The following is a 14,373-nucleotide window of genomic DNA, read 5'->3' as shown; positions in this document are numbered from 1 at the left end:
CTCGGCGATCAATGAATCGAGCGTTCCGTTGTCGCGTCGAAAAGATGGACCTTGGATGGATCGACGCCGATCCGCAGTTCCTCGTTCGGCGTCGGCCGAAGCTGCGGCGGCATGCGTGCGGTCAGCGCCGCATCGCCAAGGCTGAAATGGACGAGCGTGTCCGAGCCCAATGGTTCCACCACCTGCACCTTGACCGCAAGCTGCGTGTCGAAGCCCTCGACGGGGCCGAAATGTTCCGGGCGAATGCCGACGATGACTTCACGCCCGTCGAGGCCCGTTTCGCGGGATGGCCGGATGGCGGCCATCGGCAGGGAATTGCCGTCGGAGAATGCCAACCGGTCGCCGCTCACCCTTGCGCGGGCGAAGTTCATCGCCGGAGCGCCAACGAAACCGCCGACGAAGACGCTTTCAGGCCGGTTATATACCTCGTCAGGTGTACCGACCTGCTCGATATCGCCGCCGCGCAGGATAACGATGCGGTCCGCCAGCGTCATGGCCTCCACCTGGTCGTGGGTAACGTAGATGATAGTCGTGCCGAGCTGCTGGTGCAGACGCTTGATTTCCGTGCGCACCTGTCCGCGCAGTTTGGCGTCGAGGTTGGAAAGCGGCTCATCGAACAGGAAGACCTGCGGACGGCGCACGATGGCGCGGCCCATGGCCACACGCTGGCGCTGGCCGCCGGAGAGCTGGCCGGGCCGCCGGTCGAGAAGGTGCTCGATGCCGAGCATCCTCGCCGCCTCGTCAATGCTGGCATTGGCCTGCGATGCGCTGACACCGCGCACCTTCAGGCTGAAACCCATGTTTTCGCGCACCGTCTTGTGCGGATAAAGCGCATAGTCCTGAAATACCATGGCGATGTCGCGCTCACGCGGCGGCAGCCGGTTGACGACACGGTCGCCGATCCTCACCTCGCCGTCGGTAATGCTTTCCAGCCCCGCAACCATGCGCAGCGTCGTGGATTTGCCGCAGCCGGAAGGGCCGACGAACACGACGAATTCGCCATCGTTGATTTCAAGGTCGATGCCCTTGACGATGCGAAGCGCACCGTAACTCTTGTCCAGCTTGCGCAGGCTGACCGAAGCCATATTTTCCTCCTCACGACCGGCGCGTCCAGAATTTGAATGGACGCAATAGCCGGTATCAACCTTCAAATTCCACGCATCGCATCTTCGAAAATCGATCCCGATTGTCTGGCGATATCGTGGGATGGCGAAACGCCTGTCTCCCTGAGGTCGTGATATTACCTTTCATAAAAAGGAAATCAATAGTGTATCAATTTTATTTCTGACAGAAATCAAAAACTATTAACCCATTGATTAAAAGAAATATAACTGCAAAATCAGCCCAACGGCAGGCTGCTGCTTGCTTGCCTCCCGTCAAATTCTTTCATCCATGTGGATCACGCGAAATTTGCGCAATCTCAACGTATGCGTGAAACGTATCGTGCGACGGTATGGTCGAACCAGGTCCATGAAACTTCGGCCACGGCGCCATCCTGCGCCTGGCTGAGGCGCAGAACCCGCGGCACCGAAACGCCGGCTTTCTGGCCGAAAACCTCGGGAGCCCATTCGGGCACGTCGCCGAGATCGATGCGATCCTCCGCCTTCGATATCCAGAGGTTGAGGCGGGTGCGGTAATAGAGGTAGAGGGATTCCGACATGTTCTCGATGGCGATTGTGTCGACGTAAGAACCATCAAGCCAGATCTCCTCGATGGCTGCGGGTTTGCCGGCGATGCGCCGCAGGCGGCGGATCCTGTGCCCTTCCGCCGATGTGCCGAAAGCGGGCAGGTCAGCGGGCTTGGCAAGGCGGGCCACATCCAGAACCTCCGCCGTCGGCAGGCCGCCGCCTTCGATCAGTTCGAGGCGGAAGAAGGCATAGACGCTTTGTGGATCGCTGACGGCGCGGATGTAGTTGCCGGAACCCTGCACGCGCTCCAGAAGGCCGCGCTCCTGCAGTTCGGCAAGCGCCTTGCGCAGCGTGCCGACGGCGATACCGAGATCTGCCGCCATATCGCGCTCCGGCGCCAGCTTCTCGCCATCGATCAACCGGCCCGCCGCCACTTCGCGCACCAGCATTTCGGCGATCTGCATATACATGGGCAGGCTGCCACCAGTGTGTTTCATGTACCGTTTCCTCCCCCGAAACAAAAATTGATACATCATTGATTTACATATTTCTTGATGTTATGCAAGAAAAACGAGAGCGGCCTTTAGGAGGAATTGCATGACCGTCGTACCCGTTACATCCGCTGATCTCGATGCTGCCGAGGTCTCCTGGTTTTCCGCTTTGTGTTCCGATGACTACGCCTATCTGGGCGTGCCTGACGGCAGCCTGCGCTCCAGCTTCGAGCATTGCTCCGACATCGTCAAAAAAGCCGAAGAACTCGGCTTTCGCAACATTCTCTGCCCTTCGTCCTATCAGGTCGGGCAGGATACGCTGAGCTTTGTGGCCGGCTGCGCGCCGATCAGCGACCGCATCAATTTCCTCGCCGCGATCCGCTGCGGCGAAATGCAGCCGATTATGCTGGCCCGAACCGTGGCGACGCTCGATCACATGCTGAAGGGTCGCCTGACGCTCAACGTCATCAGCTCCGATTTCCCCGGCGAAGTGGCAGACAGCGCCTTTCGTTACAAGCGCAGCCACGAGGTCGTTGAGATTCTGCGTCAGGCCTGGACCCGCGACACCATCGACCACGACGGCGAGATCTACCAGTTCAAGGGTGTGTCGACCGAACCGGCAAGACCCTACCAGCAGAATGGCGGCCCGCTTCTCTATTTCGGTGGTTACTCTCCCGATGCGCTGGAACTCTGCGGCGCACAATGCGATGTCTATCTGATGTGGCCCGAGACGAAGGAGCAACTGTCGGACCGCATGCGCGCCGCCAATGAGCGCGCCGCCGCCCATGGCCGCACGCTGGACTACGGCCTGCGTGTCCATATGGTCGTACGCGATACCGAACAGGAAGCCCGCGAATATGCCGAACATCTGGTTTCGAAGCTGGATGATGAATATGGCCAGCTGATCCGCAGCCGCGCTCATGACAGCGGTTCGCTCGGCGTTTCGCATCAGGCGCGGGCCCGCGAACTCGCCGACAAGTTCGGTTATGTCGAACCCAATCTGTGGACCGGCATCGGCCGGGCGCGCTCCGGCTGCGGCGCGGCTCTGGTCGGCTCGACGGATCAGGTTCTTTCGGCGCTGGAGGACTACCAGAAGATGGGTATCCGCGCCTTCATTCTTTCCGGTTATCCGCATCTTGACGAGGCGGAACATTTCGGCACCAAGGTTCTGCCGCAGATGAAAACCTGCTCCCTGCCGCATGCTTACGGTCGGGTGCCTTCTGAAACGCCGGCCACGCCGCTCGGCAACGGGGAACGCCACTGATGGAACGCATTGCTCTTTCCGACAAACTCGAACTCAGCCGCATCGTCTACGGCATGTGGCGCATCGGTGACGACGCCGACACTTCACCGGCCCATGTACAGGCGAAGATCGAGGCCTGCCTCGCGCAGGGCATCACCACCATGGATCAAGCCGATATCTACGGCGGATACACGGCGGAAGCCATTCTCGGCGCCGGCCTGAAGGCTGCACCGGGTCTGCGTGACAAGATCGAAATCGTCACCAAATGCGGCATCGTCGCGCCGGCCGGGCGTCACTCAGCCGCGCGCGTCAAGCATTACGATACGACGGCCGGCCACATCAACGCTTCGCTCGAGGCATCGCTTCGCGACATGGGAACGGATCATGTCGACCTCCTTCTCATTCATCGCCCGGATCCGCTGATCGACGCGGAAGAAACCGGCAAGGCGCTCGATGCGTTGGTGGCGTCGGGCAAGGCCAAGGCCGTCGGCGTCTCCAACTTCCGCCCTTGGGACTTTTCCCTGCTGCAATCGGCCATGAGCAACAGGCTGGTGACCAACCAGATCGAGATGAGCCTCCTTGCGACGGATTGCTTCACCAACGGCGATCTCGCCTTCCTGCAGGAAAAGCGCGTTTCTCCGATGGCATGGTCACCGCTTGGCGGCGGTTCGCTGTTCTCTGGCGCGCATGGCGGAACAATGGCTGCCCTGCAGCGCATCGGTAAGGAACAGGGCGTTGATGCGACGGCTGTCGCGATCGCCTGGCTGCTGCGTCATCCGGCGAAGATCGTGCCGGTCCTCGGCACCAATAATCTCGAGCGGATCAGAACCGCAGCCGATGCGCTCAACGTGACGATGGACCGCCAGACCTGGTTCGAACTTTACACCCTTGCGATTGGAAAAGAGGTGCCGTGATGACAGTGGCAGAGGCGATCAAGATGCCCAATGAGCATGTATTCGTTCCCGGCGGGGAAAACAGCCGCAGCTTTCGCAATGCGCTCGGCGCTTTCACGACAGGCGTGACTGTCGTGACCGCCACCACGCCGGAAGGCCCGATCGGCATGACGGTCAACAGCTTCGCGTCCGTCTCGCTCGATCCGCCGCTGGTGCTCTGGTCTCCGGCCAAAAGCTCGTCCCGTTATCAGGCCTTCAGCGGCGCGACTCATTTCGCCATTCATGTGCTGAGCGCCGATCAGGACGTGCTGAGCGCCCGCTTTACCCGCAACGGCCGCGCCTTCGACGATCTGGATTGGGAATTGAACGACGAAGGCGTGCCGGTCATCCCCGGAACGCTTGCCCGTTTCGAGTGCCGACAGGCCGCCGCCCATGATGCGGGCGACCACACCATCATCGTCGGCGAGGTACTGCGCGCCGCGCATCGTGATGGCGATCCGCTGTGTTTTTCGGGCGGCACCTTCGGTCGCTTTGCCCGGCAATAACGGAACCTTCGGTCATTCCAGACTTTTTGGTATCAGTGACGCCGTTATTATTGAAACACTCCACTTTTCTAAGGAGCGCGCTGGTCGCGCTCCTTTTTGCAAAGTAAAATAGCATTCTTCTCTTTTTATACTGACGCTGATCTCTCAAACCGGGTTAAGTGGCTGCAAGAGATGATTCGCCGGACCTAACGGGCGAAACGATGCGTCGATGATGGAGAGGTGATGGCCGGTGGTTTCTTGCGGGAAGAGGCGTCGAAGGCCGGCTCAGGTTTTAGGCCCGTCCGACAGTTCCTCTTGCGGGCATCAACGAGCCTCTTTGCGCTGGCGTTGTCCTGTGCCATCGCGCCTGCTGCATTTGCAGAATCCATCGCCTGGGTTGGCTCTTCCTCGGATGACTGGTTCTCGCCAAGCAGCTGGTTTGGGTACACGCGTGTGCCGGGAGCGAACGACCTCGCCGCCATCAACGCTCCAGGCCCGACAATAGCCGCCGGGCGTGTCGCAGAAATCGATGAACTCGGCATTGGCATTACTCTGAACGGGTCGCTGTCAGTGGAGGGCGGCCTTAAGACTTCCAATACAAAACTCGGCAACGAGGATTTGGTCGAGGGCACGTTAAATTTTTCCGGCGGCGATTGGTCGAACAAACATGACATATTTATTGGCGGCGTAGGCATTGGGGAACTCTCCCTCACCGGCAGCAGGGCGGTCTCCGGTGGGAATGTCTACGTGGGTGGCGGTTCGGGCCATGGTTGGCTCACTCTCAACAATCTATCGAGTTTCGATAATACCGGCGCCACTTTTGTCGGTGTCGCGGCGGATGATGGCTTTGATCAGTTGCAGATTCTGGGCGCGAGCACGTTCAAGACCGGCGGATTTGTGGTCGCAGATGGTATGGATTCTGTAGGCACCGTCTCCGTAGAGGGGAACGGGAGCAGCCTTACCGTGTCGCAGGACATGGTGATTGGCCACGGTGGTGAGGGGCTTCTGACGATCTCCAGTGGTGGTGTTGTCAAGAGTCTTGCGACCACCATCATCGGCAATCTCGCCACATCGAGCGGAGGTTCGCTGACCGTCAACGGCCGTGGTTCCATTCTAGAAACCTCCGGCCCCTTGATTGTTGGCAATGAAAGCTCGGCAAGTATGTTTGTCGGGACGGCGGCGGAGGTTATCAGTGGCGCTGTCGTGATCGGCCGGCATTCGGTCGGTCAGGCCACCGTCACGGGCAGCGATTCCCGGTGGATCACGGGCAATCTGAGTATTGGCGGTGATGAGAACGATTCTGGCGGTGCCGTCGGTGATGGTACAGTCGATGTAATGGCGGGCGCTACCATCAACAGTGCCTCGGTTCAACTTGGCGCCGTCTCGGGTGCCAGGGGCTCCGCCACTGTTGATGGCGCGGATTCTACCTGGACGATCGGAGACGACGGCCTTTCTGTCGGCCTTTCCGGCTCTGGCTACCTGAGCGTCAAAGCCGGCGGTCATGTCGGATCCGTCAACACGGTTGTCGGGGCAAATGAGGGGAGTAATGGTTCTATCACGGTTTCCGGGGCCGGAAGCACCTTCAACAACGCCGGCGATCTCAATGTGGGTTGGGAAGGCGACGCTTCACTGCATGTCGATACCGGCGGCACGGTAACAAGCGACAGCGCAATTGTCGGCACAAAATCGATGATTGCCGTGGTGAACATCAGCGGCGGCGGTTCGACCCTGACGCTCGCTAAGACGCTGATCGTCGGATATGAGAACGCTACCGTGGGAGAGGTTTCCGTCATGACCGGCGGCGAAATCCGGGCGAGCGAGCTTTCGATCGGCGAGTTTGGCGGTTCTTCCGGCAAGCTGAGCGTTATCGGAGCGGGTTCGATCGTTACCGTCTCCGTTGACAGCAATCTCGTCAATTCCGGTTCAACCTATGTCGGGTGGCGCGGCGGTGGAAATTTAACGGTGACCGATGCCGGTTCTCTCGACACAAATCGCCTGTTTGTTGGCACGCAGGCTGGATCAAACGGCTTCCTGCATGTTGGTGGTATTGGCTCGCAGGTTGAGGTCCACGATGCTCTCGTGATCGGTGGAGGCGGCAACGGTTCAGTCGAGGTGACTGGCGGCGGCGCTCTTGCGGCCCACACTATTGTCATCGCGGCGGCGGCAGGTTCCACTGGCGTCTTGAACATAGGCGCCCGCGCGGGATTGACGGCGCGAGCGGCGGGTGAGGTTGACGCTGCTGGAATCGTTTTCGGCGCCGGCAACGGCAGTATCGTTTTCAATCATTCGGAAGCTGATTATGGCCTCTCCGCGAATATTTCGGGGGCCGGACGTGTTGTCGCGGAGAATGGTGTCACCACGCTCGCAGGCCATAACAGCTACTCCGGCGGCACCACCATATCTGCCGGTACCTTGAAAGGCAGGGCGACAAGTTTTGGTTCTGGTCAAATCGCCAACAGCGGGCAACTCGTTGTGGATGGGGCAGGCACGCTTTCAAATAGTCTCACCGGTTCCGGTACTGTCGAAAAGACGGGCGGCGGCAACCTCGTTCTTGCCGGCAACAACAGCTATTCCGGGACAACGACGATTTCCGCCGGCACGCTGACTGGAGCGGCAAAAAGTTTTGGTTCCGGCCAGATCGTCAACGATGCGCAGCTCGTCGTGGACGGGGCAGGCACATTTTCAAATGTCGTCAGCGGCACCGGCACCTTTGGAAAGACCGGCGACGGCAATCTGGTCATGACCGGCAATAGCACATATTCAGGCGCAACCGAGGTTTCATCGGGCAAGCTCAGCGTCAACGGCGCTCTCGCGAGCGCCGTTTCCGTCCGCAGCGGCGCGACGCTTGGTGGTTCCGGCACCATCGGCGGGCTGACTGTCGCTTCCGGGGGCACGCTGTCGCCCGGCAATTCAATCGGCACCTTGACATCGACCGGCGACGCGAGATTTCTCAGCGGCTCGACCTATGCTGTTGAAATCGACGCGACGGGCAATTCCGACAGGATTGCCGTCACCGGTACTGTCACCATCGACAACAATGTCAAACTCGTCGTCACGCCGCTTGCCAGTCATTCAGCCTATAGTCTCGGCACGCAATATCCGATCCTGACGGCAACGGGCGGTATTGCCGGCACCTTTTCCGGCGTGGACGAGAAATTCGCTTATTTGATTGTGGACGTCACAAAGAGCATGGATAACGGCACGGCATATCTCTCCTTTAGCCGCGCATCACAGGACCCCGGGCTTCTTGCCTCTGAGACATCGTCGGAGAATGCCCAAAACGCCGCGAATGCCGTTGAGGCGGCACGGGAAGATCCGGCGCTTTATCAGGCGGCATTGTTTCTGGGGCAAAATGAAACCCAATCCGCCTTTTCGCAGCTTGCCGGCGAGCTGCATCCGTCACTGGCCATGGCGTTGATAAATCGCAGCCAGCTAACGCGGGCTGTCATTCTCGAGAGGTTGCGCAGCGCCTTCGACGGCGTGGATGCGCGTGCGATCACGCCCGCCGGCAATGCGACGGGCAGGAGCGGAATGCAGCGTGTGGACGAGGGTTCTCTTACGTTCTGGTCCAATGGATTCGGATCGCGCGGCCGTGTCGACGGCGATGGAAATGGCGCTACGGTGGATATCAAAGGCAAGGGCGTCCTTATCGGCCTGGATGGGGATTTGGATGACGGCCTGCGTGCTGGTGTTGCCGCGGGTTACGGCCACGACAGCATAAGCCAGAAGTCCGCATCGGCGGATGTGGATAGCTATTATGTGGCAGCTTATGCGGGTCTGACGAACGGTCCGGCATCGCTGCGTCTTGGCGCGACCCATGCCTTTCAGGATATCGACACGCGCCGCGCTCTTTCCTTTTCAACATTGCAGGAAAATCTCACGGCCAGCTATGGTGCATCCACAACGCAGGCCTTTGCCGAGGCCGCCTGGCGTTTCGACCTCGATCGCACCGTCATCGAGCCCTATGCCAATATCAGCTATGTGAACCTGGAAACGGAGGCCTTTGGCGAGAGGGGCGGTGTTGCCGCAGTATCGTCCGGTTCGGCCAGTCATGATCAGCTATACACGACGCTTGGTGCGCGTTTGCGTCGGGATATTTCGTTGGACGACATGTCCGGGCAGGCGACGTTCGATATCGGGTGGCGGCACGCCTATGGTGACCCGTCAGTGGTGAGCACATTGTTTTATACCGGCGGCGATGGATTTTCCGTCGCAGGAACAGCGATGACGCAGGATGCCGCGCTGCTTAACCTGGGGCTCAGCTACGATCTCGCTCCTTCCGCCACTTTGACATTCCGTTATGGCGCGGTCTTTGGGGCAGGAGTGCTGGATCAATCCGCTTCGGCCGAACTGGGAGTCCGTTTCTGATGTCGTTCAGACCACACAAGTCGCGGAATGTGGCGCTTGCTGTTGCAGTCTTCGCCGGGGCCATGGCGGGTGACGCCGGTGCGCAGGAAGCCGCGAACCCGGCCGTGCCGCTGCATGAAGTTCATGGAAGCTGGCAACTTGCCTGTGCCGCACCAGTGAAAAAAGATCCCGCCGATCCGAACACCACGCAGACGGCGCCGGCCAAACCGCTCTGCGCCATCGCGCAGGTGCAGCTTGAGGAAAAAACCCGCAAACTTGTCGTCTCGGTCGAATTCCGGCTTGATGATTCCAAAACGCCGGGACAGCTCTCAGGCACCATCGTCCTGCCGTTCGGCCTGGCTGTCACCAAACTCTTTTCGATAAAATCCGGCAATGTGCGGCTGCAGGAAGTGCAGGTGAGCACCTGCCTTCCTGTCGGCTGCGTCGTGTCTTTCACACCCTTCGTCGAACTTGTCTCAGCTCTGGAAACAGGCAAGACGCTGACGATCGAAGCCCCGGATCTGCAGGGAAGAACCGTCTCATTCCAGCTGCAGTCGGCTGGTTTTTCCGAGGCGTTGAAGCGCCTCGGAAGCCTGTATTAAGCCGCGACGGAATCGGGTTCTGCGGCGTCTTCCGGCTTTTGCCGTTCAGCATGTTTCTCGGCTGATTTTTTGCGGGAAAACAGCCCGGTGAGAAAGTGGCCAAACCTGTCCATTTCCACGAAGATGACGGGGGTGATAAACAGCGTCAGCAATTGCGAGACGATGAGGCCGCCAACCACGGCGATGCCGAGCGGCTGGCGCAGTTCCGAACTCGCGCCCGAGCCGAGTGCAATGGGCAGTGCGCCCAGCAATGCGCAGAATGTCGTCATCATGATCGGCCGGAACCGGCGTACGCAGGCTTCGTGAATGGCGGTAGCCGGCGGTTCGGCCTTTTCGCGCATCAGTTCCACCGCCACGTCGATCATCATGATCGCGTTTTTCTTGACGATGCCGATCAGCATCAGCAGGCCGATCAGCGCGATGATCGAGAAATCCATGCCCATCACCTTCAGCGCCACCAGCGCGCCGAAGGCCGCCGCCGGCAGGCCGGAGAGGATGGTCAGCGGGTGGATGAAGCTTTCGTAGAGCACGCCGAGAACCACATAGATGGTCAGCACCGCCGCCAGAATGAGGATGCCGGTATTGCCCTGGCTCTGCTGGAAGATTGCCGCCGTGCCGCCATAGCTGGTGAAGACATCCTGCGGCAGGCCTATCGTGCTCTTGATCTGATCGATCCGGCTTGTGGCATCGGAAAGCGCTACCCCATCCGGGAGGTTGAAGGATATCGTCGTGGAGACGAGCTGGCCCGTCTGGTTGATGGTGACAGGCGCTTGCGTGCGGGTGAGGGTGGCGAAGTTGGAGAGCGGAACCAGAACACCTGATTTCGCCGAGAGAATGTTGATATCGCTGAGGAAATCATCATTCCACGGTTTCGAGCTGTCAAACTCCACAATCACGTCGTAGCTGTCGCCGGTGGACTGGATCTGCGCCGCCGTATAACCGCCAAAAGACATTTCCAGCGTCTTGCGCAGCTGGTCATTGGTGATGCCGAAGGCGGCCGCCTTTTCCGGATCGACGGAAATCGTTGCGGCGATCGCCCCATTCTGGGCGTCCGAGGTGACTGATGTGAAGGTGTGGTCGCGGCGCATCGCTTCCATCAGCTTGTTCGACCATTCATTGGTCGTGTCGGCATTCAGGCCCTGAACGACGAGCTGGTATTGGCTGGCGGAGCTGCGCCCGCCGAAACGCAGGCTCTGCTGTGGATTGATATAGGTGCGGATGCCCGCCACTTTCGATGTGGCCTGCCCAAGTTCCGTGAGCACCTGGCTGAGTGGCGCGCGTTCTTCCTTGGGCTTCAGCTCGACGAACATCGAGCCATTGTTCAGCGGGTTACGGGAATTGCCGCCGACAATGGAGGTGACGTGCACCACCGCCGGATTCTTGCGGATCTGATCGGCGACCTGAGCCTGCAAGTCACGCATCGCCGTGTAGGAAATATCCTCACGCGCCTGTGTCGAGACTGAAAGACGGCCAATGTCTTCCTGGGGAAAAAAGCTGGAGGGCAGGGTTTCGAAGAGATAAAGCGATGCCGCGACCGAGGCGAGGAACGATGCCAGCACGATGCGGCGATGGGAAAGGCACCAGCCGACGGCGCGGCCATAGGCGCGCAGCGTGCGTTCGAAACCCGCATCGAACCAGCGGATGATCGCCGGCGGTCTGGAGGAATGGCCGGAGAGGCGTGAAGCGAGCATCGGCGTCACCGTCAGCGACACCAGCGCCGAGGCCATGATCGCCAGCGTGACGACCATGCCGAACTCGTTAAAGAGCCTGCCGATGACGCCGCCCATCAACAGGATGGGAATGAAGACGGCAACCAGCGAGATGGACATGGAGAGAATGGTGCTGCTGACCTCTGCCGCGCCCTGAAGGGCGGCTTCCCGCATGGGCAGGCCTTTTTCATGCAGGCGCAGGATGTTTTCCAGCATGACGATGGCATCGTCCACCACCAGCCCCACCGACAGGGTTAGTCCGAGCAATGAAATATTGTCGATGCTGTAACCCAGGACATACATCATGCCGAAGGCGGTGATGAGCGACAGAGGCACGGCAAGCCCCGGAATGATGGTTGCCGTCAGGTGTCCGGTGAAGAGATAAATAACCGCCACCACCAGCCCGATGGTGAGGAACAGCGTGAACTGCACGTCCGAGATCGCGTCCTTGATCGCGGTTGAGGCATCATTCATGACGTTGATATTGACTGAAGGCGGTAATTGCTGGCGAAGCGCCGGCAGTTTGGCCTTGATGGCGTCAACAACCTCGACTGTATTGGCATCCGGTTGACGCTGCACGGCAAGAATGATGGCCTGTTCGCCGTCGAACCAGCTGCCGGCATTGGTGTTGTCGATGCTGTCTGTGACATTGGCGATATCGCCGAGGTGAATCCGTGCGCCGTTGGTCGTTGAAACGACCAGCGAGCGGAACGCCTCGGCGTTGGTGCGTTGCGTGTCCGCCTCGATCGTCAGGCGTTGATTTTCGTTTTGCAGGGCGCCGACAGGCACCTGATTATTGGCCTGAGCGATGGCCGTGGTGACGGTGTCGACGCCGAGGCCTCTTGCCTGAAGCTGCGTCGGATCAAGGCCGATGCGCACGGCGTAGGTCTGAGCGCCATAAATACTGACCTGCGCGACGCCTGAAATGGTGGAAAGAAGCGGCGAGATGATGTTTTCGGCGATTTCATCCACCTTGCTGGTGGGCATTTCCTTGCTGTTGACAGCGAGCAGCAGCACCGGCGCATCGGCCGGGTTGGTTTTGCGATAACTCGGCGTCGTCGTCATGTTGCTCGGCAGCTGCCGCTGCGCGCGCGAAATTGCCGCCTGCACATCGGCGGCCGCAGCATCGATATCGCGGTTGAGATCAAACTGCAGCACGATCGAGCTGTTGCCGAGCGTGTTGGTGGCGCTGATTTCGCTGACGCCGGGAATGGTTTCGAACTGCTTCACCAGCGGTGTGGTGACCGAGGTGGCCATTGTTTGCGGCGAAGCGCCTGACAGCGATGACGAGACATTGATCGTGGGAAAATCCACTTTCGGCAGGGCCGCAACGGGCAACAGGCGAAAGCCTGCGAGCCCTGCCAATATCAGGCCTATGGCAAGAAGCGTGGTGGCGACGGGCCGATTGATGCAGAAATTCGGGATCATTGGCCGCCAACCTTTTCCTGCGGAATATTGGCGGCCAGATTGCCCGCCGCGCCGCCCTTGTCGGAAAATTGCTCGACGACGAGCTGGCCATCGGCAAGTTCCGATTGGCCCTCGACGATGATATGCTCTCCGCCATTCAGCCCGCTCGCGATGGCCGTGAGATCGCCATTCGAGCGGGCGACTTCCACCGGCGTCATATGGGCATGATGGTCGCTATCGACGGTATAGACGAAATTGCCCTTCGGACCGGGCCGCACGGCGACCGTCGGCACGACGATCATTTCCTCATCCGAAACAAAATGAGCCGTTACGTTGACGGACTGACCGGGCCATAAAAGACCACGATCGTTCTTGAATTCCGCCTTGGCCAGCACGGTGCCAGAGGTCTGGTCCACCGTATTGTCGTAGAACCGCAGCACACCGCCCATGGGCTCGCCGCCCGTCGCCGCGGGATCGACATCAACAGCGGTGTCTTTTGTCACGCCTTCACGCAATTGCGGCAGATAGCGTTGCGAAAGCCGGAAACTGACCGAGATCGGATCGTATTTGGTGATTGTCACGATATTGACGCCTGCGCTGAGATAGGCGCCGGGGCTGACAGTGATGTCTCCGAGCCGTCCGTCGAAAGGCGCGCGGATTTCCATATGCTCGAGCGTCACCTGATCAGAGGCGAGCGTTGCCTTGTCGGCATCGATCTTGGCGCTGGCGCTGTCGCGCGCTGCCCTGGCCTGATCCAGCACCTGTTGCGATTCCGCGCTTTGCTTGACCAGATTGGCGGCGCGCTGGAAGGCCGCCTCCGTCTGCTCAAGCGTTGCCTGATCGGCGGCGATATTGGCTTTATCCTTGTCGACGGCGGCGCGGGCGATGCGGTCGTCCATCTTGAGGATCAGATCACCCGCCTTGATGTGCTGGCCGTCCTTCGCCTCGATTTCGGTGACGAGGCCGGCCTGAAGCGGTGCGATATTGGTGATGTCGGCCGCAACCGCCCAGCCCGTCGCCGTTGCATCCATCGGCAGCGTCGCCTTGCCGACGGCGATGGTGCTGACGGTGGGTGGCGCGCCATTGCGCCGCCCTCCACCCTGTCTTTGTCCTTGCTGTCGGGCTGGCTGGCCGCTCTGGGCCGATTGCGCCGCCGTTTCGGTGTTCGCCTGCGGCGAAACGCTGGCGAATTGTTTAAGGTAAGGAACTTGGTCGAGCGGCAGTCGATCCCTGAAATACCAGGTGCCGGCGGCTGCAATGGCAAGAACGCTGAGGGCGGTCCAGAAACGTTTCATCTGAAAATTCCGCGTAATGAGAGCGATACATGTTTCCCGAACATGTGCGGTAAGCCTTGGGAGCAGCTTTCCCCCACAAGACACCCAATGCGCTGCGAAATCACCTTAAACTTTTGTAATGGCGGCGACAATGACCGTCGCTACATGCGTTGTCTTTCAGGGGCGGACGATTTGGATTCGTGCCGAAAGCCCATGCTTGATCACGTTCACCTTCACCGCCGGTTCCGGCCAAAG

The 14,373-nt window shown here is 59.8% G+C and carries 9 protein-coding genes; 5 read left to right on the top strand and 4 right to left on the bottom strand.

Translation table 11 applies throughout. From position 1 onward, the window contains the following. Positions 1-8: 8 nt before the first annotated feature. Together WDZ78_RS00570 and WDZ78_RS00565 are read right to left on the bottom strand one after the other, a co-directional pair. Complete coding sequence (locus WDZ78_RS00570) at positions 9-1,085, bottom strand: ABC transporter ATP-binding protein (protein WP_026363958.1); 1,077 nt, start codon at positions 1,083-1,085, stop codon at positions 9-11. 335 nt (positions 1,086-1,420) lie between these two features. Further along, entirely contained in the window at positions 1,421-2,125 is a 705-nt protein-coding gene (locus WDZ78_RS00565; protein WP_425672021.1) for a GntR family transcriptional regulator, read from the bottom strand. 100 nt (positions 2,126-2,225) lie between these two features. Between WDZ78_RS00565 and WDZ78_RS00560 the strand changes: the two genes are divergently transcribed. The 5 genes from WDZ78_RS00560 (at position 2,226) to WDZ78_RS00540 (ending at position 9,728) form a co-directional block, all read left to right on the top strand. After that, on the top strand, positions 2,226-3,383 hold the full coding sequence (locus tag WDZ78_RS00560; protein WP_020011834.1) for an LLM class flavin-dependent oxidoreductase: 1,158 nt from the start codon (positions 2,226-2,228) through the stop codon (positions 3,381-3,383). Beyond that, complete coding sequence (locus tag WDZ78_RS00555; RefSeq protein WP_020011833.1) at positions 3,383-4,276, top strand: aldo/keto reductase; 894 nt, start codon at positions 3,383-3,385, stop codon at positions 4,274-4,276. The genes WDZ78_RS00560 and WDZ78_RS00555 overlap by 1 nt, the downstream gene beginning before the upstream one ends. Continuing rightward, positions 4,276-4,800, top strand: a complete 525-nt coding sequence (locus WDZ78_RS00550; protein ID WP_003506438.1) for a flavin reductase family protein — start codon at positions 4,276-4,278, stop codon at positions 4,798-4,800. The genes WDZ78_RS00555 and WDZ78_RS00550 overlap by 1 nt, the downstream gene beginning before the upstream one ends. Before the next feature lie 222 nt (positions 4,801-5,022). Then, positions 5,023-9,147 carry an autotransporter domain-containing protein gene (locus WDZ78_RS00545; protein WP_425672020.1) on the top strand — a complete coding sequence of 1,375 codons (4,125 nt, stop codon included), beginning with the start codon at positions 5,023-5,025 and terminating at the stop codon, positions 9,145-9,147. Beyond that, entirely contained in the window at positions 9,147-9,728 is a 582-nt protein-coding gene (locus WDZ78_RS00540; protein ID WP_425672019.1) for an invasion associated locus B family protein, read from the top strand. Before WDZ78_RS00545 ends, WDZ78_RS00540 begins: the two co-directional genes overlap by 1 nt. On the opposite strand, the gene WDZ78_RS00535 is transcribed toward WDZ78_RS00540, so the two are convergent. Together WDZ78_RS00535 and WDZ78_RS00530 are read right to left on the bottom strand one after the other, a co-directional pair. Beyond that, positions 9,725-12,865, bottom strand: a complete 3,141-nt coding sequence (locus WDZ78_RS00535) for an efflux RND transporter permease subunit (RefSeq protein ID WP_425672018.1) — start codon at positions 12,863-12,865, stop codon at positions 9,725-9,727. The genes WDZ78_RS00540 and WDZ78_RS00535 overlap by 4 nt on opposite strands. Beyond that, positions 12,862-14,139 (bottom strand): efflux RND transporter periplasmic adaptor subunit, encoded by a 1,278-nt coding sequence (locus WDZ78_RS00530; RefSeq protein ID WP_262514535.1) that lies wholly within the window; start codon positions 14,137-14,139, stop codon positions 12,862-12,864. The genes WDZ78_RS00535 and WDZ78_RS00530 overlap by 4 nt, the downstream gene beginning before the upstream one ends. Positions 14,140-14,373: the final 234 nt, after the last annotated feature.

The sequence above is a fragment of the Agrobacterium sp. M50-1 genome (genome assembly GCF_049843495.1).
Classification (GTDB): domain Bacteria; phylum Pseudomonadota; class Alphaproteobacteria; order Rhizobiales; family Rhizobiaceae; genus Agrobacterium; species Agrobacterium radiobacter.
This window is presented reverse-complemented; position numbering and strand designations above follow the sequence as displayed.

Coding starts and splice junctions, on each gene's coding strand:
- WDZ78_RS00570 (WP_026363958.1), bottom strand. CDS start 1,085: ATGGCTTCGGTCAGCCTGCGCAAGCTGGACAAGAGTTACGGTGCGCTT.
- WDZ78_RS00565 (WP_425672021.1), bottom strand. CDS start 2,125: ATGAAACACACTGGTGGCAGCCTGCCCATGTATATGCAGATCGCCGAA.
- WDZ78_RS00560 (WP_020011834.1), top strand. CDS start 2,226: ATGACCGTCGTACCCGTTACATCCGCTGATCTCGATGCTGCCGAGGTC.
- WDZ78_RS00555 (WP_020011833.1), top strand. CDS start 3,383: ATGGAACGCATTGCTCTTTCCGACAAACTCGAACTCAGCCGCATCGTC.
- WDZ78_RS00550 (WP_003506438.1), top strand. CDS start 4,276: ATGACAGTGGCAGAGGCGATCAAGATGCCCAATGAGCATGTATTCGTT.
- WDZ78_RS00545 (WP_425672020.1), top strand. CDS start 5,023: ATGGCCGGTGGTTTCTTGCGGGAAGAGGCGTCGAAGGCCGGCTCAGGT.
- WDZ78_RS00540 (WP_425672019.1), top strand. CDS start 9,147: ATGTCGTTCAGACCACACAAGTCGCGGAATGTGGCGCTTGCTGTTGCA.
- WDZ78_RS00535 (WP_425672018.1), bottom strand. CDS start 12,865: ATGATCCCGAATTTCTGCATCAATCGGCCCGTCGCCACCACGCTTCTT.
- WDZ78_RS00530 (WP_262514535.1), bottom strand. CDS start 14,139: ATGAAACGTTTCTGGACCGCCCTCAGCGTTCTTGCCATTGCAGCCGCC.